Origin of the sequence: Sulfobacillus thermotolerans (genome assembly GCF_039623705.1) — a bacterium.
In the GTDB taxonomy this organism is placed as follows: Bacteria; Bacillota; Sulfobacillia; order Sulfobacillales; family Sulfobacillaceae; genus Sulfobacillus; species Sulfobacillus thermotolerans.
Genome location: NZ_CP133983.1, coordinates 1,195,413 through 1,220,923, shown reverse-complemented (window position 1 = coordinate 1,220,923; position 25,511 = coordinate 1,195,413). Strand labels below are relative to the sequence as shown.

The 25,511-nt window shown below is 52.7% G+C and carries 26 protein-coding genes, 1 tRNA gene and 2 pseudogenes; 10 read left to right on the top strand and 19 right to left on the bottom strand.

The genetic code is table 11. The features are described from left to right. Nucleotides 1-19: 19 nt before the first annotated feature. From ORD20_RS06235 to ORD20_RS06225, 3 genes are read right to left on the bottom strand one after another with little or no spacing between them, the layout of a single operon-like run. Complete coding sequence (locus tag ORD20_RS06235) at nucleotides 20-1,360, bottom strand: amidohydrolase family protein (RefSeq protein ID WP_242968628.1); 1,341 nt, start codon at nucleotides 1,358-1,360, stop codon at nucleotides 20-22. Further along, nucleotides 1,357-2,598, bottom strand: a complete 1,242-nt coding sequence (locus ORD20_RS06230; protein WP_103376512.1) for a Zn-dependent hydrolase — start codon at nucleotides 2,596-2,598, stop codon at nucleotides 1,357-1,359. Before ORD20_RS06230 ends, ORD20_RS06235 begins: the two co-directional genes overlap by 4 nt. 18 nt (nucleotides 2,599-2,616) lie before the next feature. Next, nucleotides 2,617-3,477 carry a MurR/RpiR family transcriptional regulator gene (locus ORD20_RS06225; protein WP_173677116.1) on the bottom strand — a complete coding sequence of 287 codons (861 nt, stop codon included), beginning with the start codon at nucleotides 3,475-3,477 and terminating at the stop codon, nucleotides 2,617-2,619. A 262-nt stretch (nucleotides 3,478-3,739) separates the two neighbouring features. Between ORD20_RS06225 and ORD20_RS06220 the strand changes: the two genes are divergently transcribed. Further along, the gene (locus ORD20_RS06220) at nucleotides 3,740-5,110 is read left to right on the top strand and encodes a purine-cytosine permease family protein (RefSeq protein ID WP_103376513.1); all 1,371 of its coding nucleotides are present in this window, start codon (nucleotides 3,740-3,742) and stop codon (nucleotides 5,108-5,110) included. Between the two features lie 165 nt (nucleotides 5,111-5,275). Next, the gene (locus tag ORD20_RS06215) at nucleotides 5,276-5,599 is read left to right on the top strand and encodes a GNAT family N-acetyltransferase (RefSeq protein WP_430626608.1); all 324 of its coding nucleotides are present in this window, start codon (nucleotides 5,276-5,278) and stop codon (nucleotides 5,597-5,599) included. An 8-nt stretch (nucleotides 5,600-5,607) separates the two neighbouring features. Here ORD20_RS06215 and ORD20_RS06210 read toward each other — a convergent pair whose 3' ends face one another. Next, nucleotides 5,608-6,390 carry a DUF6671 family protein gene (locus ORD20_RS06210; protein ID WP_430626607.1) on the bottom strand — a complete coding sequence of 261 codons (783 nt, stop codon included), beginning with the start codon at nucleotides 6,388-6,390 and terminating at the stop codon, nucleotides 5,608-5,610. A 206-nt stretch (nucleotides 6,391-6,596) separates the two neighbouring features. After that, entirely contained in the window at nucleotides 6,597-7,139 is a 543-nt protein-coding gene (locus ORD20_RS06205) for a methylated-DNA--[protein]-cysteine S-methyltransferase (RefSeq protein WP_103376516.1), read from the bottom strand. Between the two features lie 229 nt (nucleotides 7,140-7,368). On the opposite strand from ORD20_RS06205, the gene ORD20_RS06200 reads away from it, so the two are divergent. From ORD20_RS06200 to ORD20_RS06180, 5 genes are all read left to right on the top strand, one after another. Beyond that, nucleotides 7,369-7,587, top strand: coding sequence for a hypothetical protein (locus ORD20_RS06200; protein ID WP_146039100.1), 219 nt, complete (start codon nucleotides 7,369-7,371; stop codon nucleotides 7,585-7,587). A 46-nt stretch (nucleotides 7,588-7,633) separates the two neighbouring features. After that, the gene (locus tag ORD20_RS06195) at nucleotides 7,634-9,049 is read left to right on the top strand and encodes a DUF2079 domain-containing protein (protein WP_103376518.1); all 1,416 of its coding nucleotides are present in this window, start codon (nucleotides 7,634-7,636) and stop codon (nucleotides 9,047-9,049) included. A gap of 842 nt (nucleotides 9,050-9,891) precedes the next feature. After that, nucleotides 9,892-11,061 (top strand): NAD(P)/FAD-dependent oxidoreductase, encoded by a 1,170-nt coding sequence (locus ORD20_RS06190; protein ID WP_430626606.1) that lies wholly within the window; start codon nucleotides 9,892-9,894, stop codon nucleotides 11,059-11,061. A 28-nt stretch (nucleotides 11,062-11,089) separates the two neighbouring features. Then, complete coding sequence (locus ORD20_RS06185; protein ID WP_430626605.1) at nucleotides 11,090-11,347, top strand: GtrA family protein; 258 nt, start codon at nucleotides 11,090-11,092, stop codon at nucleotides 11,345-11,347. Nucleotides 11,348-11,621: 274 nt separating this feature from the next. Continuing rightward, nucleotides 11,622-12,479 carry a DUF5666 domain-containing protein gene (locus ORD20_RS06180; RefSeq protein ID WP_430626687.1) on the top strand — a complete coding sequence of 286 codons (858 nt, stop codon included), beginning with the start codon at nucleotides 11,622-11,624 and terminating at the stop codon, nucleotides 12,477-12,479. Here ORD20_RS06180 and ORD20_RS06175 read toward each other — a convergent pair. Continuing rightward, complete coding sequence (locus tag ORD20_RS06175; protein WP_430626744.1) at nucleotides 12,476-13,306, bottom strand: hypothetical protein; 831 nt, start codon at nucleotides 13,304-13,306, stop codon at nucleotides 12,476-12,478. The genes ORD20_RS06180 and ORD20_RS06175 overlap by 4 nt on opposite strands. Between ORD20_RS06175 and ORD20_RS06170 the strand changes: the two genes are divergently transcribed. Further along, a complete protein-coding gene (locus tag ORD20_RS06170) occupies nucleotides 13,213-14,415 on the top strand; it encodes a threonine aldolase family protein (protein ID WP_430626686.1) in 1,203 nt (400 codons plus the stop codon). The two genes, ORD20_RS06175 and ORD20_RS06170, sit on opposite strands and share 94 nt — an antisense overlap. Before the next feature lie 55 nt (nucleotides 14,416-14,470). Here the strand turns inward: ORD20_RS06170 and ORD20_RS06165 are convergent, their stop codons facing one another. Both ORD20_RS06165 and ORD20_RS06160 read right to left on the bottom strand, forming a co-directional pair. Continuing rightward, nucleotides 14,471-15,028, bottom strand: a complete 558-nt coding sequence (locus ORD20_RS06165) for a GNAT family N-acetyltransferase (RefSeq protein ID WP_103376524.1) — start codon at nucleotides 15,026-15,028, stop codon at nucleotides 14,471-14,473. Between the two features lie 297 nt (nucleotides 15,029-15,325). Further along, a pseudogene (locus ORD20_RS06160) lies at nucleotides 15,326-15,559 on the bottom strand (hypothetical protein); the annotation flags it as partial. 476 nt (nucleotides 15,560-16,035) lie between these two features. On the opposite strand from ORD20_RS06160, the gene ORD20_RS06155 reads away from it, so the two are divergent. Together ORD20_RS06155 and ORD20_RS06150 are read left to right on the top strand one after the other, a co-directional pair. Then, nucleotides 16,036-16,482: a hypothetical protein gene (locus ORD20_RS06155; protein ID WP_242968630.1), complete on the top strand. Its 447-nt coding sequence runs from the start codon at nucleotides 16,036-16,038 to the stop codon at nucleotides 16,480-16,482. Then, the gene (locus tag ORD20_RS06150) at nucleotides 16,377-16,700 is read left to right on the top strand and encodes a DUF4232 domain-containing protein (protein WP_242968648.1); all 324 of its coding nucleotides are present in this window, start codon (nucleotides 16,377-16,379) and stop codon (nucleotides 16,698-16,700) included. Before ORD20_RS06155 ends, ORD20_RS06150 begins: the two co-directional genes overlap by 106 nt. A gap of 708 nt (nucleotides 16,701-17,408) precedes the next feature. On the opposite strand, the gene ORD20_RS06145 is transcribed toward ORD20_RS06150, so the two are convergent. The 11 genes and pseudogenes from ORD20_RS06145 to sigI form a co-directional block, all read right to left on the bottom strand. Then, nucleotides 17,409-17,484: transfer RNA gene (locus ORD20_RS06145), tRNA-Ala, on the bottom strand. A gap of 133 nt (nucleotides 17,485-17,617) precedes the next feature. After that, a complete protein-coding gene (locus ORD20_RS06140; protein ID WP_103376528.1) occupies nucleotides 17,618-17,974 on the bottom strand; it encodes a VOC family protein in 357 nt (118 codons plus the stop codon). A gap of 30 nt (nucleotides 17,975-18,004) precedes the next feature. Beyond that, nucleotides 18,005-18,835, bottom strand: a complete 831-nt coding sequence (locus ORD20_RS06135) for a M55 family metallopeptidase (protein ID WP_103376529.1) — start codon at nucleotides 18,833-18,835, stop codon at nucleotides 18,005-18,007. Nucleotides 18,836-18,837: 2 nt separating this feature from the next. After that, complete coding sequence (locus ORD20_RS06130) at nucleotides 18,838-20,106, bottom strand: PIG-L deacetylase family protein (protein ID WP_103376530.1); 1,269 nt, start codon at nucleotides 20,104-20,106, stop codon at nucleotides 18,838-18,840. Continuing rightward, nucleotides 20,075-20,473, bottom strand: a complete 399-nt coding sequence (locus tag ORD20_RS06125; protein WP_103376531.1) for a biotin/lipoyl-containing protein — start codon at nucleotides 20,471-20,473, stop codon at nucleotides 20,075-20,077. The genes ORD20_RS06130 and ORD20_RS06125 overlap by 32 nt, the downstream gene beginning before the upstream one ends. A gap of 49 nt (nucleotides 20,474-20,522) precedes the next feature. After that, nucleotides 20,523-20,672 (bottom strand): hypothetical protein, encoded by a 150-nt coding sequence (locus ORD20_RS06120; protein WP_158246369.1) that lies wholly within the window; start codon nucleotides 20,670-20,672, stop codon nucleotides 20,523-20,525. A gap of 20 nt (nucleotides 20,673-20,692) precedes the next feature. Continuing rightward, entirely contained in the window at nucleotides 20,693-22,789 is a 2,097-nt protein-coding gene (locus ORD20_RS06115; RefSeq protein ID WP_430626685.1) for a carboxyl transferase domain-containing protein, read from the bottom strand. Nucleotides 22,790-22,894: 105 nt separating this feature from the next. After that, nucleotides 22,895-23,200, bottom strand: a pseudogene (locus ORD20_RS06110) (Glu/Leu/Phe/Val dehydrogenase dimerization domain-containing protein); the annotation flags it as partial. A gap of 216 nt (nucleotides 23,201-23,416) precedes the next feature. Next, entirely contained in the window at nucleotides 23,417-23,698 is a 282-nt protein-coding gene (gene yajC / locus ORD20_RS06105) for a preprotein translocase subunit YajC (protein ID WP_103376533.1), read from the bottom strand. A 65-nt stretch (nucleotides 23,699-23,763) separates the two neighbouring features. Then, nucleotides 23,764-24,765: an anti-sigma-I factor RsgI family protein gene (locus ORD20_RS06100; RefSeq protein WP_103376534.1), complete on the bottom strand. Its 1,002-nt coding sequence runs from the start codon at nucleotides 24,763-24,765 to the stop codon at nucleotides 23,764-23,766. After that, nucleotides 24,758-25,495 carry an RNA polymerase sigma-I factor gene (gene sigI, locus ORD20_RS06095; RefSeq protein WP_158246370.1) on the bottom strand — a complete coding sequence of 246 codons (738 nt, stop codon included), beginning with the start codon at nucleotides 25,493-25,495 and terminating at the stop codon, nucleotides 24,758-24,760. The genes ORD20_RS06100 and sigI overlap by 8 nt, the downstream gene beginning before the upstream one ends. Between the last annotated feature and the right edge of the window lie 16 nt (nucleotides 25,496-25,511).

The window sequence follows — 25,511 nt, the reverse complement described above, 5'->3', positions numbered from 1 at the left end:
GATATGTGTCCAAACCCTTTTATTGCCCGCTCCAGCGCGTGCTCACATTTTGGACCTGCTGAAACAACTCGTTGGCATCTACTGTGACAAGCTCGCCGTCTGTAACCACCGCCCGTCCGCCCACCACGACATGCCGAATAGCTTCTGGACTCATGGCATACACAATATTGGCTAACAGCGTTTGGGGCGACCACGGTAACAACGAGACATGCGTTAAGTCCACCGCCACGAAATCAGCCAAACGGCCTACCGCGATGTCTCCGGCGTTCACCTGAAGCATCTGCGCCCCAGCTGTGGTACCCATCGCCCATACGGAGGACGCGTCCAACGCGGTGGCATCCAAGGTGTGGACTTTTTGTAGCAAAGCGGCCATCCGCATTTCTTCAAAAATGCTCGCACGGTTATTGCTACATCCCCCATCCGTACCTAGGCCCGCTGTCACCCCGGCCGTTCGTAGCGCTCCAACCGGCGTCACTCCGTCTGCTAAAAACATATTGCTAGATGGGCAATAGGCAAGGTGAGCCTTGGCTTCGCCCAATAGGGCAATATCGTCAGCATTGGCCCATGTTAAGTGAATCGCAATCATGCGGTCGTCCAGCGCGCCCATTTGCTGCAAATGCGCGACCGGCGTAAGGCGCGTGCGCGCTTGACACTCTTCGACCTCGAAAGGCTCTTCGGCGACATGAATATGCCAAGGCGTATCCATCTCACGCGCCAGGGCTACCCCGGCCTGAATCATCTCGTCCGATGCCCCGTGCACACTGTGCGGCGCTGGATGAATCGACACCATCGGATGCCCTTGATATTTGACCGCCAGCGCCCGCGTGCGGCGTGTAGCTTCTTCTGGCGTCTCCCGGTAAGCGGCAGGTGCTCCCTCCCAGTCATAAAACGTCCGGGCTAAGACCAGCCGAATACCCACGTCAACTGCAGCCTGAATCACGGCCTCATCATTTTCAAGGCCGTGGGAATGGACGTAAAAAAAGTCTGCGACGGTCGTAATCCCATGCCGCAGCATTTCGCTAAAGGCCAGCTTAGCGCCCCAGTAAATCGCTTGCGCGTCTAAGTGCGGCGTGACCCGGTACAGCGCTTGATCACGCCAGACTAAGAAGGGTTCATCCACGGCTAAACCGCGCAATAAATGTTGAAAGGAATGCGTATGCGTATTCACGGTGCCCGGCACCATAGCCAAGTGCGGCCAATGATAAGACACCGCATCCGGATATTGGGTTAAAATTTTTTCTTTGGGGCCAACCGCGACAATGCGGCCATCTTGGGGACTGACCACGACGCCAAAGGCCTGCGCAAAGGCCCCTTGATGCCATACCCACTCCGGATAATAAGCCACGAAAGCGTCTATCACCGGATTCCCTCCTTAGCCAGCGTTTCATCCCACTGCACGAGAAAGTCGGTGAGCACCTGCTGGGCCGTGAGAATATCATCATCCTCACACGCTTCATCGGGACAGTGGCTTTTCCCATTGTTGCGGATAAAGAGCATCCCCGTTGGCACACGGCGGGCCATATGCGCCGCGTCATGGCCCGCCCAGCTCGCCATAACCGGGGCCGCCATCCCACGGTGGGCAATGGTTTCAGCCAATAAGGTTTGCATGCTTTGATCCATGGGACTAGGCGGCTGGTTCAATATCACATGACGATTCGCCGTAATCTGGTGGCTACGGGTCCATGCTTCCACCGCCTCCCAATACCCTTGAGCGACCTGTTGCAAAAGGTCCATGTCGGGCGATCGCCATTCCACGATAAATTCGACCCGAGAGGGCACAATATTCACCGCGTTTGGATAAACGTCCACAAATCCCACGGTGCCCGTGACTCGGCCCGTATAGCGGGCCAACCACTGCTGAAAAATCATCATAACCTGCGCAAACGCTTGCACGCTGTCGTGTCTGAGCGCCCAAGGTGTCGTCCCGGCATGATTTTGCTCGCCCACTAACGTCACGGCGTGCCGAATAATCCCCGTAATCGTGGAGACTACGCCCAGAACTTCCCCGCTGTCTTGCAGGCGTGGCCCTTGTTCGATATGCGGTTCTACAAAGCCCCGGACATCGTCCAGTGACAAATCGTGAGCATCAGGACTGGCCCCTGCGGCCTCAAGGGCCTTCATGACAGGCCGACGCTCATCATCCGTGACCGAGACAATATCTTCCCACGACAAAACCCCGGTTAAAAGGCGGCTCCCCAAGGTAGACAACCGAAATGCATTGGGTTCTTCGCCGGTAAACACTAAAACGGCCAACGTATGTTCGGGGGCATATCCGGACTCCTTTAAGCTCTGAATCGCTTCAAGCGCCATCAGTACCCCAAGCGCACCGTCATAGGCACCCCCGTGAGGCACGGTATCCAAATGCGATCCCACGGCCAACACCCCAGAGCGCTTGCCGGGGTAACGCGCCCATATATTGCCCGCCGCATCAACGTGCAGGCTTAGCCCCGCCTGCTGAGCTTCTGACACAAACCACTGGCGGGCATCAATCTCCGCTGCACTACCAAACGGGCGGGTAATACCGCCTTGAGGATCTTGGCCAATCACGCGCAATTGCTCTATACGCGATAACAAGCGTTGTGAAGAAATCGCGGACATCCATCCATCTCCTTGTGCTCAGTGATGCGGGCGCGTCCAGTACACCCCTAAACGCTGATCGCGCTCTTCAAGCTGCTCCAAGCGCTCACGCACCGCAGGAACCCTTTGTGCCACTTGGCGCGTTAGGTAATTGACTAAAAACATTGGCGCGACATACGAGTCAAAGAGAGACGCATTGGAAACCGGTACGACGAGCGCTGGATCGGCCCAGGCCATGGCTGGCGACATCCAACGGTCGGTCAACACAGCCACTGGCACCCCACTGTGCAGCGCCTGTTGCAACCAGTCTAGCAATGTCTGGGGATAGCGCGGGAACACCCATCCCACAATAACCGTGCCTGGTTGCGGGGTGAAATTATCCCATAGGACCGAACCCGGCGTCGCCACTTCAATGCCGTTTCTCACTTTGGCTAAACAGTAGGCGGCATAAGGAATAAGAGTGCTAGAAATACGTGCACCCGCCAGCACGACCCGTTCGGCTCGCGCCACGAGATCGACCAACCTTGCCATCGATTCACTCTCAAGAATTTCAGGCAAATTCTCGAGATTAGTAATCTCCTGCACCAACAGGGGATCGGCATCTTCAGGAAGGCTAGGACGCAGGTAAATTGTGCGCTCTGGTGCTTTCCACTCCTCTCGCACCACATTTTGCAGCGCGTGCACAAAATCACCATACCCTGCAAACCCCATCGCGGTGCAAAAGCGGGTAATGGATGCCTGGCTGACGCCCGTCTGTTTAGCCAATTCGGCAGAACTCATAAAGGACACATCTCGTAGGTGATCATCGAGATATTCCGCAATTTGCTGGTTGGCAGGCGAATCATCCGCAATGCGCCGGATACGCTCAGCAAAAGACTCAATGGTGCTCGCGATCTCCATATAACGTTTAACTCCATTCATATTGTTTGGACTTCATGAAACTAATCAATCATCCACATTATAGCACCTTCCAAGACGACGTCGATAACAGACGCCATTAATCCTAAATGTTTTTTGTTATTTATTCTAAATTCCAGATAATTAACTTGCATTTCCGACTTCTATTGATAATATGATGTATGGATTCATTTATGTATCGCCTCATTAAAGTAACATCTCTTTCATTCCGAACACCAGTATCCACAAAGGACGTGACAACGAGATGAAAGTGGAAACCCATTCGATTGATTATATTCCACCGACAGAGCGACACGGAAAAGTCAGCAACCTCTTCTTTATTTGGTTCACCGCAAACATGCAGATTACCACCATCGTTACCGGCGCACTGGGTATTGTTTTAGGATTAAATCTAACGAGTGCAATTCTAGCCATTCTCATAGGCAATGCAGCCGGTGCCGTCTTTATGGCGTACCATTCTGCGCAAGGCCCGAAATTGGGCATTCCTCAAATGATCCAAAGCCGCGCCCAATTTGGATTGTATGGGGCCATCTTGCCACTGCTCTTGGTTATTGTGATGTACCTGGGCTACTTCGCAACGAGCGCGGTCTTAGGGGGGCAGGCGCTGGCCGCATGGCTTGGGATGCCCATAGATCTAGCGATTATTCTCGTCAGTCTCATCAATATTGTTCTCGCCATTGTTGGCTACGACCTGATTCATCAGTATGAAAAATGGGCCGGATACCTCTTTGCAATAGTTTTCGTCCTCTTGACCATTCGGTTATGGACAATCTATCCCGTTCACGCCCCAACCGCCGGACACTTCACATGGAGCACATTTCTGCTAGCCATTTCCATCTCGACGACGTGGCAGATTACCTATGCACCATATGTGGCTGATTATTCACGGTACTTGCCGCAAGACACGTCTATCCGACAATGTTTTGGCTATACCTATTGGGGATCGGTGATTGGCACCGTCTGGATGATGTCTATCGGAGCCGTCATGATGAGTTTTGCGGCAAAAGCCTTTAACGCCAATACGGTGGCCTTCGTTGCAGACAGAGTCGGAGGATCGCTCTCTGCTATCGTTTTTCCCGTCATTGTCCTGGGGATCATTGGGGTGAATGTGCTGAACCTCTATGGCGCTTTTATGTCTACCACGACAACTCTCCACGCCATTAAACCATGGCGCTTTGGTGCACTATCTCGCATTAGCATCATCCTCGCAGCCGGCATCGTCGGAACAGCCCTTGCCATTTGGGGACAGGGAAATTTCCTCAACAACTACAGTAACTTTTTGCTTTTAATTCTCTATGTACTCATTCCCTGGACCGCCATTAACCTGACCGACTTCTATTGGGTCCGCCACGGGCAGTATGATATTCCCTCCATCTTGCACGCGGGTGGCCAATATCCCAAATTTAATAGGCGTTCCTTATTCACGTTCGTCCTTACGACGGTCATCGAAATTCCCTTTATCAACACAACCCTCTACGAAGGCCCCATCGCCAAGGCAATGGGAGGCGCTGACATTTCATGGATTGTGGGACTCATTGTCGCCAGCACCCTATATTTTGTGTTGATGAAACGCGAACGGATTGCCATCCCATCTGCAATGAGCAAACCCTTGTAACATTGTGCGAGGCACTGAAAAGTCTTGAGGGCGTCCTTAATATTAGAGATAATTGGGAGTAAAAAGGAGTCCTTATGAATCCGCTTCTCATAGACTTTCCCAACGCTTTTGAAACGGAACGCCTCCTCATTCGAAGTCCATTATCCGGGGACGGTCTCATGGTCAATGAGGCCATCGTCGAATCCTATGAGCCTGCATCTTTTTCTCAAATCGTCAGGCCAGTTTGTTGGCAGCAGCGGTCTGCATAATCTCAATTGGGAGGCCGGATGTTTCGAGATCGGTTATTGGCTTCGCACCTCCGCAGTGGGCCAAGGGCTGATGACTGAAGCTGTTCAAGGCATTGTAGACTGGGCGGCTCACCATTTAGATGCTAAGCGGCTTGAAATTCGTTGTGATCCCCGCAACCACCGTAGTCAACACGTGGCCGAACAGGCTGGATTTCATCGCGAAGCTGTGCTTCATCAAAATCGAAGCGCGCAGTGGGCGTGATAGCCGACTTAGTTTTCGCCTATCACACTAATGAGCTGGGTAGGAAGCCCACATTGCTCGCAGGGCAGACCTTTGACCACGTCGACCACGCCAAATCCCGGTGCGTGACAGGAAGGACAACGCGATGCGAGCCGTCTGCCTAACTGGGCCGCTAACGCATTTAGGACGCGCTGCCGCATGGGATTCACATGCGCTCGCATATCCGTCTCCACATGAGCCATCCCATCTGCCGATGCTGCGCTGCATAAGGCGACAGCATTGCGAAGGCTAGGCACATCAGAGATCCCCTTGAACAATAAATCCGGTTGAAATCCCGAGTGTGGCCGCACAATCAACGCATGCGAAGGAAATTGCACCTGGGTTAAAAATTCTTGCAGGTCATCCACAGATTTCGCCGCCTGATGGCCATAATTGGTTTCGACACTCAGCGTTTGCTCAACAATTTCTATGCCTCGCTCTTGATCAATAAACGCGAGCAATTCATGATCCGACGGCACAAAAAGCAGCTGCGGATGAGGCCCAAAACTCCCCTCACTCGCCAAACCTAACGACAAGCCTGTCAATTCCATCCCCCACCGGGCTTTGCGTAACGCAACGTCCCGCGGTGTGCCATGTCGTTCAATTTCTCCACTAAACGTCCCCAACAAGTCCGTATCGATGTTTTCAGGAACATAGAGATCTAATCCGACAGCTTGCTGTAAGGGCGGTCCCAATACGATTTCCTTTTGATGCTTGGTCGCTAACACCGCCTTCTGACCCTGATAAGGGTGCGGTTCATATGGGTCACTCATTAACGCCCACGCTCCTCGCTTCTTAAGCCCTGTTGAACCAACCCGAAGCATTCTGATATCCTTCGTGCGACTCATATGTCGCGACTATTATAGCGTACAAAAGGCCATAGGTGCTTCCTCTTCGGTTTTCCATGTGCGCTTAGACATTATTTCATGACACCAATCCTTGGCCTACCACGGGGAAATCGCTACGAAGAAGACTAGTCTTAGCGCCGTGCATCTAGACTCACCGCTATTCCTTCGAGTTCCAGTAAATGCGCTTTCACCTCTAACCCTCCTCGGTAGCCAGTGAGCGTTCGATTCTTGCCGATAACGCGGTGGCAAGGCACGACAATGGGGATCGGGTTGGCGCCGTTGGCGGCACCAACAGCCCTAACCGCTTGCGGGCTTCCAATACGGGCAGCGATATCGGAATAACTTTGCACCGTGCCAAAGGGAATATCCCGCAACGCGTTCCAAACACGGCGTTGAAACGTTGTGCCACGCATATCCACAGCACAGGTAAAGTGCTGACGCTGGCCGTTAAAATACTCCTGTAGTTGAGTCGTATATGGTGCAAGTGCTATGACATTGTGCTCGAGTACAGCCCCAGGAATATGCGCATCAATCCACTGTTCTAACGTAGCAAACGTGTCGTGAGGGAGCGTAATAGCACACAATCCGGACTCAGTCGCTGCTAAATACAACGACCAATCCCCTTGATCTAGCCGGCTCCAATAGACAGCTTCTTGAACAAGGTGCTTAGCCACAGCTTTCAAATCCCTTCTCCGAAATAAACTTCCCAAAAGGGGGGCAAACGCTGCCTCTATGCTCACGTCGCCATCGACTCAATGACTAGCCCACGTACCAACAGGTTTCCATGATGGGCTATGACCTTCCAAACTATTTTACGACATAAGCGTTCCATATCCATTAGAAAAGTTGGCCTATGATATCCTAAACTTACCAGTCGGACTCACAAAGAGGAGCGTGATCTTATTGAACTTTAGCGGGTTTCCCTTGTTACCGTTTGCTGGATTCGGTTCGTTGGGTGTCTTCTTGGTCGCCGTGGTCGTCTTTGGCATTCCTGCTCTTCTGATGTGGCTCTGGAATCTCACCTTGCCAGACCTCTTTGGGTGGCCTCGTCTTCGCTATTGGCAAGCGTTTCGCTTGGAGCTGATTTGTGGCTTGCTCTTCGGAGCCTTTCATATCATGTAAACTTGGCATAGTCCCCTCACACTACGCATGAAACGGAGCATTTCCTGTGAACGAATCTCTAGCCAATCCTATTTCTCATCCGAAACGCTCTGTCCAAGCGGTTGCCATCGCAGTGGCGCTTGCTTTGTCCCTTGCGGCGGGAGTCATATCCCTATGGCGTCTAGAAAGCTGGCACGCCACGGGCATGGACATGGCATGGTATAGCCAAGCCTTGTGGCTCATCAGTCAAGGACACTGGCGCGCATACGACACGGTGGTGGGATATCCCGCGTTAGCCGATGCCGGCAGCTACATTCTCTATCCCTTAGGAGTGCTCTATGGCTTAATCGGTCAGCCAGGCATTCTTCTCATTCAAGTCCTTGCCCTGAGTACAGGATTTTTGGGGATTTTTTATTACGCTCAGAAGTATCAACTCACCGCCTTAGATCTCATAGGCTGGCTACTCCTTTATGCCTTCTATCCTGCTGTGATAGGTCCTGCCTTTTTCGATTGGCATCCCGACGTGATGATGATTCCAGGATTCTTTCTGGCCATTTGGGCTTTTGAGAATAGGCGCCTTAGACTATTCGTGATAGGGCTCCTCATCGCCTCAGCGACCAAAGACGTCGGTGCCGCGGTGACCGCTGTTTTTGGCGTTGGTCTTCTGCTTCACAAGGCGACGCGTTACGGCATTATCGCTATCTTGATTGGATTAGGAACTGTGCTGCTCGATTTTTTCGTGGTCTTGCCCTGGATCTATCCCCATGGCGTCGCGGTTTGGGCTGTCACCTATGGGTGGCTTGGAGTAGACCCCACGGCAGCCATCGTTCATCTTTTGTCACATCCCGGGCTTATTTTCGATGCTTGGACCCGTCCCAACGTGGTTGCTGCCGTTGTCGTGCTTCTTCTGGCATTCGGCTTTGTTCTACCGCTGTTGAGCGCATTCTCCTCACCTTATGGACTTCCCATTTTATCCGTTTTCGCCTTCAATGCGCTGTCTGGATTTGACCCACAAATCTATCCTTTTCACCAATATTGGATTCCCGCCGTCCCCTTCTTGTTTGCCTCCGCCCTCACATTCTGGCCAAAGATTCGTTTACAAACCAAATGGCTATGGCCGTGGGCCATGGCTGGTTTATTGCTCTTCACCTTTACCCAAGCTTCCGGTCAATTGCTCACCTATCATCAACCCTACCAAAGAGTCTTGCGAAATATGTCGCACCGCATCCCGCCGAACGCTCCCGTAATCGGGATGAACAAAGATATCGCGTTATTGGCCAATCGGTCCCACATTCGTTTAATTGATGGGAGCGATATTGCAAGCAGTAGGCCTGGCACCTACGCCTTCCTAGATATGAACGATATGTCGAATGAACTTGTGTCTGCGGCGGCACTCCACCATTGGTTCCATATATTGCGGGCGAATTCCCATTGGAAAGTCATCGCGCACCAACACAACATTTGGTTATTTGAGAAGAGATGACAAGCCAAAGATCAGAAGTCGACTACACAAGCGATTTGCCTTGTGTCTGCGTACCATGGAAGGAACAATATCTGAACCCCCCCCCCATTCCAGACGCCAGATCGCAACCACCCCGCAAACACACCCGCGACCTCATCTGAACAAGCGTTATGATAACCACGACATACGCGACCTATTTCCACCATATTATGACAAAAAATGTATAAATTTCCCCTATTTTCCTTGAGTTGTGGTACTATTTGTAGTAGACATCAAATGCAAATGAATGGTATATCTTGTAAGCTGAATATCAAAGGTGAGATCCATTGTGACGCACAACCTGATTGATCTAACTATCTTATACCTCATCATCATCGCAACGCTTGATTTTTTTGTACATGGAGAACAACTCGTAGATAAGGCCGTCATGTTGGGTTTAACAAACGGCGTGCGAGGCGGCCTTGACGTATTATCCTCACTTCATTGTCCATGCCTTCTTGGCTGCAGACCTGCCCTAAAGGGTCTATGTAGTTTAAATCATATAACTCCGAATCAAACCGGCGGTCATCTGGGTTTCATTCCTCTTGGAAGCCGTCACACAAAAGGCATCCCACCAACGTCACGCTATTCTTCAACGCCTTGGAGATTACAAGAATTTGCGCGTTTCACGCCCTGTTCTCCTGTTCCGCCGTGTTAAGGGGCACGTCCCCACATGGCATAGCATGTAGCGGCCATACACCCAAGATTTCGCCACACTATGACAGTCGCTAGACATAAGTAGAGCCATTGGACCGTGTTGATGTCTTGCGCCTCGCATCTTGGGTTAAGGTGAATCAATTTCAGTGTCAGAGGAGACCTAAAACATGAGAGTGGCCATTATTGGAGCCGGACCTGCCGGGTTAAGTGCGGCATATGAGCTCTCGCGACATGGACAGACCGTAAAAATTTTCGAACAAGACCCGCGTTTTGTGGGTGGGATCTCACGTACGGTCGAGTATAAAGGCTATCGTTTTGACATCGGAGGCCACCGATTTTTTTCCAAAAGCCCAGAAGTCGAAGCCTTTTGGGCGAAAATTCTAGGCGTCGACCTTCTCGTAAGACCACGTAAATCACGCATATACTACCAAAACAAATTTTACGATTACCCTCTTAAGCCCCTAAATGCCTTTTCCAACATGGGCCTACTCAATACCTTCTTATGTCTTATGGATTATGCTAAGGCCCAAGCCGCACCGCATCGAGAATTAAAGACATTTGAAGACTGGGTCGTACGCCATTTTGGTCGTCGACTCTTCACCATATTTTTTAAAACGTATACAGAAAAAGTGTGGGGCATTGCGTGTAATGAGATCAGCGCCGATTGGGCTGCGCAGCGGATAAAAGGCTTAAACTTGATGAGCGCGATAACCCACGCGCTATTCCCCAAACGAGAAACGAAGCAAGACATGGTGAAGACGCTTATTGAGGAATTTTACTATCCCCGTTTAGGCCCTGGCATGCTCTGGGAAAAAGTTGGACAAATGGTGGTAGAAGAGGGCGCGGAATTGCTCATGGGTCAGAAAATCATCAGCCTATCTCACCAAAACGGCCGAATTGTGGCCTTGGAGGCCACAGATGCACATGGTCATATCACCCAGCATTGTGTTGACCACGTAATCTCCTCCATGCCCATACGCTCTCTGGTTCAGGCTTTGCGTCCCGCCGTGAGTTCCGCTACATGGGAGGCTGCTAGCGCCCTGCACTACCGCGATTTCATTACAGTCGCGCTCATTATCAACACCTCCAATTTGTTTCCCGATAACTGGATTTACATCCACGATCCCTCAGTCTTAGTCGGACGCATACAAAACTTCGGCAACTGGAGTCCGGCCATGGTCCCCGATCCGTCCACAACATGTCTTGGGATGGAATACTTTTGTTTTGAAGGCGACGGGTTGTGGAATCAGAGCGATGACGCGCTGCTAGCGCTTGCCGAGTCTGAGCTGCGCCGCATGAGGGGCATGGACAACGAGCTTTGTTCTTTACAACCTTAGCCATTGGTCCTACCTGGCTTGTCAAAGTATGGGCTTTCTCGTAGGCCTTGCTGTCAACTATCCTTTAAGCCACCGTTGGACGTTTCGCAGCCCATCCGCTATGCTCTCGCGTCAATTACCATTGTTCATTGGCGTCGCGCTCATGGGGCTAGCTCTGAACGAAGGCGCTGTGTGGGTCGCGGTCGCCTCCGCACATATCGCAGTCCCCATTGCGATGGCAATGGGATTATTCACCGCCTTTCTCTGGAATTTTACCGCAAATCGCTGGATCACCTTCGCACAGTGACGACGCACCACTGAAGACGGCCCCGGGGGGTGCTTCCTTGGGCTTTTGTTAAGGCCGCGCTCACCCTTTCACGGTGCACCACCCTCCACCTTTATCCAAGACACCCAAAACCGCTGTCTTTCCCATCAATTGTATCGTCCAATTCAAAGATTCAGCAGAAGTTCAGGGCATTTTCAGGGCGACTTCAGTAAGAGTGGTTAAGATGACACTGGAAGTGCAATCAAGTCTGCCTTGCATTCTTCCACAAATTACAACGAAAGAGGGCACATTTGTGATGACCAATCGCACCAAGACCCTAATTATTGGTCTATCCGGCCTCATGGTCGTCGGAGGAGGCGCCGTAGCATTCGCTCAGTCCTCACCAGCCCCTTCCCCAGCCATTCAACTTAGCACAAACACCGTCATGCCCCATACGAAAAAACATACCCACTATAAAGGCCTAGCTGTCCGGGTTACAGCGATTAGCGGACAAACGCTGACCGTGACGCATGGCAAGAACGCACTGTCTCACACCATATCGTTAGCTAATGCCGCGATAAAAGCGGGCCCCTATAGTGTCCTTGCTAATACTATCAAAACAGGAGAACACCTGCGCATTGTTAGCTGGCAAGGCTCGCATCCCCAGATCTTTCTGGTCCCGGTGGTCCACGGCACCTTACAAAATACTAATGGAACTTGGACAGTTGTGGGCAAAAAGAAAACCTGGACGCTGACCGCAGTCAGTACCGCACAACTCGTTGGTTTTTCGACTCTCACGCCAGGGCAAAGCGTGACCGCCTACGGTGTGACGTCCTCGACAAGCCTCGCCCCGACGGTTTTGGCAGCACCGGCTAACCGGACCCTCGCCCATGTTACAAGTGCTGCCAATGGCCTTATTACGCTCACGACCAAAAAATGGGGAACCGTATCTTATACGGTGCCTTCCCCGGCGCCTCATTGGCTTGACCACCTAAAAGTCGGTCAACACGTCCAGGCCAAAACGAAAGTGTTCGTGTTCACACCTCACACGCGATTTACATCACAACACAAACCGATTGCCGTCACATCAGTCAAAGTGGGCAATGTCGTTATGGTCAAGGGTCAACACCAAAAGGGCCACCAATTGGTCGCCCTTATTGTGCACGTCTCTTAAGAAGGGTCTTGGGGATATGCAATTTGGGGCGAATAATGGGTGCCGGGGAGCCCAAGAATGTGCGAGGGCAATCCGATTCCTGGATAGCCTTTCAACGAAAGAACGGCGGACAGATTCACCGTACGTTGCCCCGTCATCAGATTAATGGCCATATAACTGCCTGCCGCAGGATTTCCTAACACCACCTCATCCCCTGTAAAGTTGATCACGCTAAAGACCGGGCTGGGGCCGGGGCCAAAATACACTGGCACATGATGATAGCTTGCTCCCAATACTAAGCCATTCGGGTAATTTTGATAGATATCGAAAACGAACGAATGCCCATCTAAATATCCAGAAAATCCCTCCAGTGGCACAAACGCCTTGCTGGAAAACACCATCGCCTTATCGGTAGGGCTTTGATATCCCTGCGCAATGGCGGGCACGATTTGCGTACCGGTGAGACGTCTGACATGAACCCCCGCAAATTCCGGTGTCGAAAATGTGGCCGCAGCGTCCATCGACGGCATCGCCCCGGAAGGATATTCGCGCATGGACATCGCCATTTCCATGGCGCCGGTGGCAGAATGATAGTCATCAGCTTGGTATAATACCGAGCCTTCCTGCCATATCACGGTGGTATGCGCCCCGTCCGGCGCATTCAACACTTCGAGCACCCCGCGGGTCTCCGGCAACAAATGACGGTGCAGATATAGCACCACCTCTTGCGCCTTTTGCACATCCCCTAAGACAGATCCTCCCACCACTTCTAACGTCCAGTCGCCTTCGTGCCACTCGACCAGTCCACTATTCCAACGAGTTCCTGTCAACCCGGTTCCGAGATTCACCGTTTGGGGCGCCGAAGTCTTCGTTTAAAGAAACGTCCCATCAAATCAGCGGCCATGGCCGCCGGCGAGTCCAGATATTAAAAGAAGCGTTAGCGGACACTGAGGAAATGACGGACGCGGACTATTATGGTCAAGGCGTGATCATCGAGGAGTTTCAGAACAAAATCGCCGAGTACTTGGGTAAAGAGAGTGCCGTATTTTTTCCTAGCGGGACCATGGCACAGCAAATTGCCTTGCGCATTTGGTGCGACCAAAAAAATCTTCACAAAGTTGCGTACCATCCCCTATGCCATTTAGAAATTCACGAAGAAGGCGGATTGCGCCACCTTCACCATATTGAGCCGATCCTCGTTGGTGCCCCCGATCGCCTCATCGACCTAGCGGACGTCGTCAACTTGCCTGAATCCGTCGCTGTTTTACTGCTCGAGTTACCACAACGGGAAATTGGCGGTCAACTCCCCCCGTTCGAAACGCTCCAAGACATCGCCCATGTCTGCCGTGAGCGAGGCATCGTTCTGCACTTAGATGGCGCACGGCTGTTCGAGGTGTTGCCCTATTACCAAAAAACTGCGGCTGAGGTGTCTGCCCTCTTTGAGAGCGTCTATGTATCCTTTTACAAAGGGATCGGTGGCATTGCAGGAGCCATCTTGGCCGGACCTAAGCCATTCACAGATCAGGCAAAAATATGGAAACGCCGCCATGGCGGCGACCTCATCAGTTTATATCCGTACATTCTATCCGCCGACTACTTTTTTCATCGGCGTGTCAACAACATGGCCCGTTATTACGCCCAAGCGCAAGAGTTAGCCGCACGCTTTAATCGTTTACAAGGCGTTTGGACTATGCCTTTGGTCCCTGTCAGCAATATGTTTCATGTCTACATCGACTTGCCCAAGGAACAGGTCGAGGCGATATTAGAGCAGCTTCACCGCGCATCCGCCATCGGTCTGACAGGAGTTTTACGCGAACAGGGAACCCACAGCCGCTCTTTTGAGGTCAGTGTGGGTGACCAGCTCGGCATGATTCCTGAGCTAGCCTTACGCGATCTCTTTGACCAATTCAATACGTTGCTATTGGACGCGGTGCGCACCAAGGAATCCGTTGACTAGCGTTGGCCCCTAAAAAGGGCCCCGGTAACCAATCTTACCGGGGCTCCCGTCCCATTTAGGACATTGCTTCGTCTTCCAACAGCTCGTGGCGCAATAGACCCAATATCATTTGATCCATAGGCTGCCCGTTAACTCGTAACGCTTCACGTAAGCGTCCTTCCACTTGAAATCCGACTTTAGCATAGGCCTTCAAGGCACGGACATTGCCAGGCCACGTGTCTAATTGTATGCGGCGCAGTCCAAATCGCTGAAACAGAAAGCGACACATCGTTCGAACTGCATCCGTCCCATATCCCTTGCCCCAGTAAGATTTATTCCCAATCAGAATCCCTAGAACGGCGCTGCCTGCCACAACATCCATATCCCGATAACTGACTTCACCGATAAAGTCATCGTCATCCGTAAATATTCCCAAACAGCCAGATACTAGGTGATGGTCCACTAAAATACTCTGCTCGAATGCCGCCATAAATGCTTCTTCCGGTACAAGGCTAGACGCATATGACTCTCCCGTAGCCCAAAACATGACTTCAGGGTCGAGACGCCAATGGTAATACGTACGCCACATATCGCGGGTAAAAGGACGCAGGGTGATTCGGGTTCCTTGGATCAAGCAAAATGCCTCCCACGAGAGGTCCTGACCGCTGCCACACCGAAGAAATTGAGGATAATGCCCCGTGACCTACAATCTCACACTCTCTCTAATTTTTTATGACTCATGGATCCTTCCGGTCTTAAGTTCTTTAGGCATACCACGCTTTGCATCATGGCCATCCCTCCCCCATTCGGTATTTGTAGGATATTCATTGAGTTCATAAAAAACAAGGCCCAAGCAATCAGGCGGTCCCTAAGCACTATTACATCGATGTCATCTGGTCTTGTAATGCAATGAATTGTTCGAGAAGCGGCGTCAAATCCGTGCGGATTGTTTCCCGCACCGCAACAAATCAATTCCACCATAATGGTGAACTCGATGGCGTAAGCCAATCATGTCACGCCACAAGATGTGTGAGTATCGATCTTTTAAGCGCCAGCTCAACTGGCTCGGTCCGCAGTGTAAAATCGTGGTAAACGCATCAACCATGGTTTCGATGATGACCTCATCATCCCGCGGGGCGCTCAAACGCAGATACTCCTTCGTGTTGAATCTTCGGTTGCAATTTTGGGAGAATTTCCGCCCAGGTCGACAGAGCGGCCCAAAATCTCAGCCATCTGTTCCTCAAGACGACTTAACAATCGCCCGTTGTACTCCGCCAGCCCGCGGGCCGATTTCGAGGAAAAGGATGCCTGACTCCGGTCTTGGGGGATCAAAAACTATCCAAACGTTAGGCCAGGCCCCCATCGAATGAAAGTGGACTCTTTTTCGAATTTTTGACGCGAAATCTCGGCAACAGGCTCAGAACGGCGAGGCATGTGCGAACATGGTTGCACAGAACAACCTCCGTGGCGGTGCCAAGCATCGCCCCACTGAGCATTGCGCTCCTCCCTTCGATTATGATCCCCGTCGCGCATGTCTGTTGACCGCCGTTTCCTTCTCTGTGCGTAACCAATTCGCTCCATCCGTCGTTGTTTAAGCAGATGAGTCAGACGGCTTGAGACGCGCCTCGGGGAGGCATTCTAATGAGACGACACGTTTCAATCGTTGCGACCGTGGCCGTTGGTGTGTTCTCGCTTGCGGGATGCGGAGTCAGTCGCCACCTCGCAGCCAATCCGACGGGCAATGGAACGGTCCGCGTTTCGCATATCGTTCCCCGCAACGGATTGAAGCTACCGAGGTCGACGACGCCCTCTTCGACAGGGAGCACCACCGTAACCACCACCACGCATGGCCATTCCACGGGGACCCTCAAAGTGACCATTGTGCATAGCGCCGTGGCTGCCGGCGCAGACGGCGGCGTTATCCATTTTACAATATTGGCCATTCGCCCGTATCGCTCCGCGGATGGTCCACCGTCGTCGGTATTACGGCCTCCGGGAACCAATCTCATCTTGCCGTTCGCCGTGATTCGACCATGTTTGGGCCCTACTTTGGGCACGGTATCCCGAACGTACCCACAGTTACCCTGAAACCCGGGCGTTCGGCCGAAGAGACATTCATCGGGTCTGATATGCCGGGTCAGAACGGCAAGGCAGCTACAATCTATCACCAATTACGGATTACGCCGCCGGGCAGTACGCGATCGTTTGTGGTGTCGGCGTGGCTACCCTATGCCGACGCTTATTTCTCCTCCAGTTCCGGTATCGAAGTGTCTGTGATTGCACGGACTAAAGAGTTTAATCCGTAGCCCGAGCTGCGATTCGATATTTCGACGATCCTTGCGGTTTACTCTAGTTAGGCGATTGGCCAAACGGTTCTCAAAGCGCTTCCCTGCTGTCGCCGGATGGTAACAACCGTCGCGTCTTATTCACGCCCGTGACGGACCTACACCATCGATCCCGAGCCCCTGTCGACTACCCCGTATCACACGCGGAAAACGGAGCCGCGTGCGGGCCTGTCAAAAGGAGTGTCTGCTCAGAAGGATTGTACGCAATGTAAACGCAGTTATCGGCTACAGTGGTGGCGACACTTTGCCGACACTTTTTGAAGTCCGAAAAGTGTGATGGCCCAAGGGATTGGCGAAATCTCCACAAGATCGCGGTGAAATTCTGACAAAATGCGCCAAACGCGGAAGGACAGCTGGGTACGACACGAGTGAAGACTGTGTCGACGGCATGCGCAGACACGATAGGTCACTACCCATTGGGGAAGACGAGGATGAGGATGAACAAAACCGGGAAGGGGACCCTATTTCAATCACAGAATACAGATACTCTTTCTTTTTAGGTGGATTGTTAAGACAACGGGAAGAGTACTTCTTGGGGAACCTTCGAATGTTTGAGACGTCCAAATAGAAAAATACCTAAAGACCCATTCAAGCTCGGAATATCTTACAGTCCAGAATAAAACTAAGCGACGGAATAAATGGCTAGGATAAAAAATTGAAGAGGATAACTGGTGGAGACGAGGGGAGTCGAACCCCTGACCTCTAGAGTGCGATTCTAGCGCTCTCCCAACTGAGCTACGCCCCCAGTGCATTGCCTATTATAGTGGCCTGTTCGAGTTCTGTCAACAAAAAGGTGCCGTCTTTTTGCGTCATAAAATGGACGTGAACTACTCCGCATAGGTTGGACGCAATGTGGACATCTTATGCTTTAACAATGCCTAGTAAACTTGAACGAGGCCCCATACATTGCCAAAAGGATCAGTCATTTGACAGACCCAACGTTGGTCCACCCCAAAAATTGGCCCACGAAACAGCCCACAGCCTTTGGACTGTAGCTGCGCGATACTCTGATGGATATCCGCCACCCGCCAATAAGGCACAGGCCCTGTTGAACGGGTCGGCGTTTTGTCATCGTATGGGTGAAGCCCAATGCTCACCCCACAGAGTCGAAATGCACAATAGTGGGGGTCATCAAAAACGGGGTCGACTCCTAAAAAATCCGCGTACCACGGTTTAGCACTTTGCACGTCCGGCACAAATAACAAAATTTCTTCAAGGCCGAGAAAAAGACTCATGGACCCCTCCTATGCCAAACGCATGGCATTTTAGTATAGCGGGCGGCCCGCAGCCAATGCCATGATGGTGTAAAAAGCGCGGTAAACCTCTAGCATGCTGTGAGATGTATACTGCACCGTACGTCCCCCGGTGCGTTGGGTGCCCGGGCAATACGTGGCACGGTCGGCCATATCCGTCGTCATCACCGTCACTTCTAAGGTCACAGGTGTATCAGGAATAAAGGGAGACAAGCGCCCACTGTGCCACTTCGCTAACGCATCATGTACGCCTTGACGCAAAGCCATCGCACTTTCCAAGCCACTTAACAGGTGGGCTGCCCGTCTGTTGGTGGCTGTTTTCACGCTCACCGCAGTGACCCATGGCAGCAATTGCGACGCTTCGGCACACACTTTGTCATCGCCACTGACGAAGCCGACTGGGACCTGATAATGACCGGCCACGGCAGCATTCAGCCCCGTTTCCCCGACTTCCACGCCATTGAGCCGCACTTGAAAAATCTCGCCTGAATAGGTATGGTCCATCACGGCCTGCGGCGTTCCCGCCATAGCGTGATAGCCGACAAAGAATGCCACATCCGCCTGATCTACACCTTGCACCATCGACCACGGCTTACCCCCGCCTGAGATTAACGTCACCCCTTGCGGCATCGACGACCATAGCACATTGAGCATCCCATCGTGGGAATCATTGACGACAATGCCTGTCACTGCAGGGTCCTCTTGCACAGCACCAATAACCGTCGTGATATCTTGCATCAAGTAGTGCACGGCTTGGCTGTAACGCTGCCCCTGAGGAAGTAATTGGTCACGGTCCACAATCCCGCTGATGCCCTCCATATCGACAGAGATCCATACCTTCACGTCTATCCCTTCCTTTCCGGGTCGGCGGACAGCCACGGCCAGAACCCCGTGCGCCCCGTGATTTTATTATTCCGGTAAAACACAATGCCCTTCAGCCACTCCCGTTCTGTCCCCGTTTCTGACACAGACCACGTGAGGTCCACATGGTCTGCCGATGGCGTTACCAGCAGTCCCGGATCATCTCCGCCCTGCATTCCAGACGTCCACCCCGAAAACTCTAGACCCTTTCCCCACGCATACACGACGACCCGCGCGGACCATAGTCCCTCGAGTTTGACCCTGCATTGCACATGGTCCTGCCCTTGCCTATGTCGCCAACGGCTAGCCACAATACCATAATCACGACGCAAAAATTTCGTCAAAGACTCGGCCCGTGGCTGGGGCCAGACCGCTTCCTGATCAACGACCGTAGGCGTGACACGGCCGAAAACCTCCGTCTTACGCGCGAAAGCCAGAAGAAAGGGCTTGATTAATTCCACTTGACTCTCATAAGACAGCAGCGAGACCCTTTTGGCTTCAACCGTCGGGGCGTCATAGCCAAACTCCTCCCAGCGCAAACCAGGATAGGTGGTAAGCGAAGGTGGAACCTCCTGACGCATTTCCGGGCGATATGCTAAAGGCAAGGGCCACCCATTCCAATGCACCAAATATCCCAAATGTACCGTATGCTCCGCCCACGACAAACCTTGGGCGCGGCACGCCATCAGGGCGAGGCTCCCAAAAGCCGATGTCGCCCAGTGGTCGGGGTGCTGGTCCAGCATAAGGGGGGTAACCACCCAATCAGGCTGAATCTCGGTGAACAGTCGAATAATGGCATTCAGTAATTCGGCCCCGGTATAAGGGGTGCCGTAAGTGGGTGACTCGATGTACGGACCGCGGCTGCAACCCGTGGTCGGGCTGACGAATAAAGCGGCCGCATCATAATGCAAAAACAAATGATCCAGGCCTCCATCAGGAAACCCTAAAAAGATCACCCGTTCTTTAGGCACTCCCAAGGCCGCCATGGCTTTTTGCGCCTCAATTTGGCGCTCATAACCTAGGTGAATGTATTCTTCCGACGTAACGGTCAGCGAAAGATAATAGCGTTCGGCATCTTGTACAAAGCCGTCACCAGAGGTCATCAAAACGACATAGACATCATAGCCCTGCCGCACTGCCTGATGGATAAAACCACCCGCGCCTAATGCCTCGTCATCAGGATGAGGCGCCATCACCAAGACCCGCCGCCGTCCTGCCATCTTACGCTCGGTCGATGACAAGTAAGACGTCATTGGCGTCGACTGCACTGCCTTTTTGAACCTTTACGCTCTTGACGCGTCCTGGCACCGGTGACGTGACCTCATTTTCCATCTTCATCGCTTCCAAAATCACCAACACCTGCCCGACCTCGACCGAACTTCCTTCTTGCACTTTGACGTCGAGGACAGATCCCGGCAACGGCGCCTCGATGATCGTCTCCCCATCTTGGGAGACGACAGCAGCTGGCTTCCGCGCAGGTTCCGCCGACGCTTTGGGCTCCCTAACCGGGGCAGGCTGCGCGGAGACTTCCTGACGCGGAGCGCTGGCCTCTTTGACTTCTTCCGCCTCTACTTCATATAGAACCCCATTCACTCGAATTCGAAACTTGCGTACCGCCATCTCCTGTGCCTCCTCCACCAAATTGCATGTCATTAAACCCTTGTGTTCGTTACCAACCAACCCATCGCCATTCCGAAGGCTGGGGCCAGACTTCGCGAATCTTCACGGTGAATGCCGTCTGTTCTCGTTCATCTTCCATCATGAGCGCGACAGCCATCATGACCGCGGCGAGGTCATCGGGCCTTGTCGATTCCGGCATAATATCCTCCCTTCACCGCGTTACAGCGGCATATTGCCATGGCGTTTATGCGGACGATCATCGCGTTTGTTTTGCAGCGCCATCAGCGCTTGTGCAATATGTCCTCGCGTCTGCGCGGGTTCAATCACCGCATCCACAAAACCACGTGCCGCCGCCACATACGGATTGGCAAACTCTTCTCGGTACTCTTCAGCCTTTGTACGGCGCATCGCCTGGGGATCTTCTGCGGCATTGATATCTTCACGAAAAATAATATTGGCGGCCCCTTCCGGTCCCATAACCGCTATCTCTGCCGTCGGCCAGGCAAAGACCCAGTCTGCCCCCAGTGAGCGGCTACACATCGCCAAATAGGCCCCTCCGTAAGCTTTGCGCAAGATCACCGTCACCTTGGGAACCGTCGCCTCGGCATAGGCATACAAGACTTTGGCGCCATGGCGAATGATCCCGCCAAACTCTTGGGCGGTTCCTGGCAAATAACCTGGCGTGTCCACAAAGGTGACCAGCGGAATATTAAAACTGTCACACAGTCTTACAAACCGCGCCAGTTTGTCCGAAGCATTGATATCCATCGTGCCTGCCAACACGCGGGGCTGATTGGCACAAATGCCGACCGAATGTCCGCCAATGCGCGCCAATCCAATCACAATATTGTCAGCATAGCCGTTTTGAATTTCTAAAAAGGAGTCCGGATCCACAACACTCGCAATGATGCGCTTCACATCATAGGGCTTATTCGGGTCCAAAGGCACCGTCTCGGCCAACGCCTCATCCATGCGGTCCAAAGGATCCGTGCACGCCGTGACAGGCGGCAGCTCACGGTTATTGTTCGGCAAATAGCTCAAAATCGTACGGACTAGTGCCAAGGCTTCGGCATCATCAGCCGCGGCCATATGAGCCACGCCGGATTTGCGAATTTGAGCCTGAGCTCCTCCAATTTGCTCCCCGGTCACATTTTCTCCCGTCACCGTCTTAATGACTTGAGGACCAGTAATGAACATCTGTCCTGTATGTTCGACCATTACAATAAGGTCCGTCAGCGCTGGGGAATAGACTGCCCCGCCGGCACTTGGCCCCATAATCACCGTAATTTGGGGAATAACGCCTGAAGACCAGGTGTTGCGCTTGAAAATCTCCCCATAGCCAGAGAGCGCATCCACGCCTTCTTGAATGCGTGCCCCACCCGAGTCATTTAATCCGATAATCGGAGCTCCGGTTTTGAGCGCTAAATCCTGCAAACGGACAATTTTTTGAGCATGCATCTCGCCAAGTGAACCACCCGCGGAAGTGAAGTCTTGCGAGAACACATAGACCACGCGGCCGTGAATACGCCCTACACCTGTCACCACGGCATCTGCTGGAATCTCTTGCTGATCCATGCCAAATGCCCGAGCGCGGTGGCGGACATGCGCGCCAATTTCCTCAAATGAGTCCGGATCAAGCAACGCGGCCACCCGTTCGCGCGCCGTCATCTTCCCTGCCGCATGTTGACGAGCAATGCGGCTAGGTCCCCCCATTCCGACAATCGCTGCTTGGCGTCGCCGCAACTCTTCTAAGGGTTCCTTGTCCACCACAAAACCTCCTGAAAAGGGCCCAAAGAAATAGGAAACCGTCACGCCGCCAGAGTTACCAAGAACGTCGGGAATGACCATAATGCCTTTATCAAACAAAATGCGATCGGCCTCAGGCGTTGTGGGCCCATTGGCCCCCTCTCCCACAATGCGCGCCCGAATCTTGCCCGCATTGTCCGCTGTAATCTGGTTTTCCAACGCTGCTGGAAAGAGAATGTCAACGGGCAACTCGAGCAGTTCCTCATTGGAGATGGGTTCTGCACCCGGGAATCCTGTAAGAAAGCGGTGCACTCTTTGGTATTCCAATAACTCAGGAATATTAATGCCACTGGGATTGTACAAGCCGCCATCCTTGTCCGAGATGGCTAACACCTTGGCTCCCATAGCATAGGCAATATCGGCCGCCACCGACCCGACATTGCCAAATCCCTGAATAGCAATCTGGCTTTTGGCAAAATCGATGCCCAGTTCTGTGGCCAACTGTTTTGTAGCAAATACTAAACCACGACCAGTGGCCGCAACGCGTCCTGCCGATCCCCCAATTACCATCGGTTTGCCCGTAATCAAGCCAAACGTGTTTTCCCCACGTATCCGCGAATATTCATCAACCATCCACGCCATAATCTGAGGATTCGTGGAGACATCTGGTGCCGGAATATCCTTATCGGGACCAATGACCAAACTGACGGCACGAATGTACTCGCGGCTGAGGCGCTCAAGTTCGTGGTCGGACAACTGATCCACGTCGCAGGCAATTCCTCCTTTGGCACCGCCATAAGGCAATCCAAGCAATGCGCATTTCACACTCATCCACATGGCGAGCGCCTTGACTTCATCCATGTTGACTGCCGTGTGAAAGCGCAAGCCGCCTTTGGTCGGTCCCAAAGCATCATTGTGCTGCACACGGTATCCGTTGAAGACTTGTAAATTGCCATCGTCCCGTATAAAAGGGACTGCCACTTCGAATGATCGGAGTGGCTGTTTGAGAATTTCATAAACGGCTGGCTCTAACCCTAGCGTATCCACGGCCTCTTTAAACGCCTGTTGTGCCCGCAAGTACGGGTTAAGTGACGAATCCGCCACTGTTTCCGCCTCCCCCAGTGTGTCTCATCGAATCCGGTCTGGTCCCGAATTCGCCCGTATTATAGCACACCTTAGAGAGAAAACCGGAATTGCTCAAGCGTCTTGATATTTTCCGCCGATTCCTGTTTTGAGGACTTTAATCTTGACATCGTCCGCGATCTTCAGAACGACCACTTTGTCATCAATAGAGGCCACCGTACCAATCAGACCGCCTACCGTTACCACTTGATCGCCCTTTTGCAAGCTGTTTTGCAGCTTTTGCCGATTTTTTTGATTCCGTGATTGCTGCATGAACATCCAAATCGTCATGCCGATCAGTACGGCGAAAAAAACCCAGTACAGTGTGCTCGTGCCATGCGTTGTATGCGTGGTCATCTCCCCATTTCCTGTCAGTCATTTCTGCGCCTTATTGTGGCAGATTTTCCTAAGACTTCGCAAGTCTAACGTTTCCATTTGGCATAACCTTGGATATGAGCCAAGGGGTGTAAGGCGAAATGTCCCCGGGATAACGGCCGGTGTATCCACCCTGGTGGCAGCGCGTGTCCTGTCACAGCGGCTGCCGGAGCAGGCTTTGGCACGATCGGAACAATGTGTTGCCTAATGGCCGAATGACGGGTAAAAAGAGCGCTAGATACCGGCGCTTTAACCCGAATTCCTGGTGCTACGGGCTCTTCCAAGGGATGTCCCAACTTGTGATGGGGGTTGTGCAAGATGGGTTCTACTAAAGATTGCAAGGGTTTGCTCATGGGAACCGGACTGGCCCAAGGCACATGGTGTTTGGCCCCTTGGACCTCGCTCCACAGCAATGTGCGTCCCACAGAACTGGGTTGCCGCGCAATGGCCGTTAAGGAGGAATGACTGACGGCCGAGACAACCACTAGCCGCCCTTGCCACAATCCGCTTTGTTGCAACAGGTGACGCTCAGTGGTTTGCACCTGCGCAAACCAGGTTTGGCGCTGCACGCCAAAGGCAGCCGCCAACACGACAAACGGATGGTGTGCGTTGAGGTAGCCGTCTTTGCGGGCTTGGCGGGTTAAGTCAGCCACCGCGCGGACAATGGGCAGCCCGGTAATCGGAATTTGGGAGAGCACACGACGGCCCCTCGCATCTTTCCCACTGGCGCTGACCACAATGTGGTTGGGGCCCGCGACCACCATGCTCATGCTCGAATTCATGTCCAAGCTCACAACCGCCGTGGCTTTCAGCGGTGTGGGAGACTGTGGGCCGTGAGTCAAAAGAAGGGCTAATGCGCCCACCGCGGCCGCAACGCCCCACAGCGCCCGCTGCCATGGCGAGTGCTCGGGGAGACGATATTCCTGGCCCACCTCTAGATGATGCCTTAACATGCGCACGCGCTTAAACTGCCCCCCGGGCAATAGGAGTGTCACATGGTGAGGTTCTACCGCAATAACCAGCGCCTGACGGTGCAAGACGTTATTCATCTTGTATTCGCCCCCGCACATAGTGTTGCAAGTAGGGCCAGTCCGAAACTAAAATCAGCGTAATCGCAATAATGTACTTGCGGTGCCGTTCAATGACTTTGCGGCTTATCCCCGTCTCCAACACTAAGTCCTTAATCGGTAACTCCTTACGCGTCCAAAAATATTCTCGGTGCCGGGCACTATGCGCAATGTGATGACTCACGGCGATCGCACGCTGGCGCGCATCTTGGTGCCGTGGAGAAATTTTGGGTAACTCGGCTACATGCATCCCAAACGCATGAAGTGCCTGTTCCAATTCCGCAATTTCCTGCACCCTCACCTCTTGGCTCAGCTTGTCGCGCCACACTCGGTGAGCCATGAAGTCAATCTGTGTTTGCAACACATGCCCTTGGGGATCCTCGTGTTCGAGTTCGCTCAGCAAGACCTCCGCCGGCCCCGAATTTTTCTTCCGGTAATAATCGATCAAGCGGCGCTTAATCACTGTCTGGGCAAATCCCACAAAACTGCCCTTGGTCTTGGTGTATGCGCCAATGGCTTCATTGAATGCCAACATCGCCACCGAAATTTCCTCATCAACGCCTTGATGCAGATAGCGGCCCGCTACCTTGCTAGCGGTCTTTAAGATGAACGGAACATATTCCGAAATGAGTTGATCTCTAGCGGCCACATCGCCGCTTGATGCGCGTGCGAGCAGAGAAATCGAGACATTGGCCGCTGGATCCGACCGCATTCCCACTCCCCCTCTC

Excerpts from the sequence above, each read along its gene's own strand:
- ORD20_RS06230 (WP_103376512.1), bottom strand. The coding sequence starts at position 2,598 with ATGTCCGCGATTTCTTCACAACGCTTGTTATCGCGTATAGAGCAATTG.
- ORD20_RS06225 (WP_173677116.1), bottom strand. The coding sequence starts at position 3,477 with ATGGAGATCGCGAGCACCATTGAGTCTTTTGCTGAGCGTATCCGGCGC.
- ORD20_RS06220 (WP_103376513.1), top strand. The coding sequence starts at position 3,740 with ATGAAAGTGGAAACCCATTCGATTGATTATATTCCACCGACAGAGCGA.
- ORD20_RS06215 (WP_430626608.1), top strand. The coding sequence starts at position 5,276 with ATGAGGCCATCGTCGAATCCTATGAGCCTGCATCTTTTTCTCAAATCG.
- ORD20_RS06210 (WP_430626607.1), bottom strand. The coding sequence starts at position 6,390 with ATGAGTGACCCATATGAACCGCACCCTTATCAGGGTCAGAAGGCGGTG.
- ORD20_RS06190 (WP_430626606.1), top strand. The coding sequence starts at position 9,892 with ATGAGAGTGGCCATTATTGGAGCCGGACCTGCCGGGTTAAGTGCGGCA.
- ORD20_RS06185 (WP_430626605.1), top strand. The coding sequence starts at position 11,090 with ATGGGCTTTCTCGTAGGCCTTGCTGTCAACTATCCTTTAAGCCACCGT.
- ORD20_RS06180 (WP_430626687.1), top strand. The coding sequence starts at position 11,622 with ATGACCAATCGCACCAAGACCCTAATTATTGGTCTATCCGGCCTCATG.
- ORD20_RS06155 (WP_242968630.1), top strand. The coding sequence starts at position 16,036 with ATGAGACGACACGTTTCAATCGTTGCGACCGTGGCCGTTGGTGTGTTC.
- ORD20_RS06140 (WP_103376528.1), bottom strand. The coding sequence starts at position 17,974 with ATGAGTCTTTTTCTCGGCCTTGAAGAAATTTTGTTATTTGTGCCGGAC.
- ORD20_RS06130 (WP_103376530.1), bottom strand. The coding sequence starts at position 20,106 with ATGACGTCTTACTTGTCATCGACCGAGCGTAAGATGGCAGGACGGCGG.
- ORD20_RS06125 (WP_103376531.1), bottom strand. The coding sequence starts at position 20,473 with ATGGCGGTACGCAAGTTTCGAATTCGAGTGAATGGGGTTCTATATGAA.
- ORD20_RS06120 (WP_158246369.1), bottom strand. The coding sequence starts at position 20,672 with ATGCCGGAATCGACAAGGCCCGATGACCTCGCCGCGGTCATGATGGCT.
- ORD20_RS06115 (WP_430626685.1), bottom strand. The coding sequence starts at position 22,789 with ATGGTAATTGGGGGATCGGCAGGACGCGTTGCGGCCACTGGTCGTGGT.
- yajC (WP_103376533.1), bottom strand. The coding sequence starts at position 23,698 with ATGACCACGCATACAACGCATGGCACGAGCACACTGTACTGGGTTTTT.
- ORD20_RS06100 (WP_103376534.1), bottom strand. The coding sequence starts at position 24,765 with ATGAATAACGTCTTGCACCGTCAGGCGCTGGTTATTGCGGTAGAACCT.
- sigI (WP_158246370.1), bottom strand. The coding sequence starts at position 25,495 with ATGCGGTCGGATCCAGCGGCCAATGTCTCGATTTCTCTGCTCGCACGC.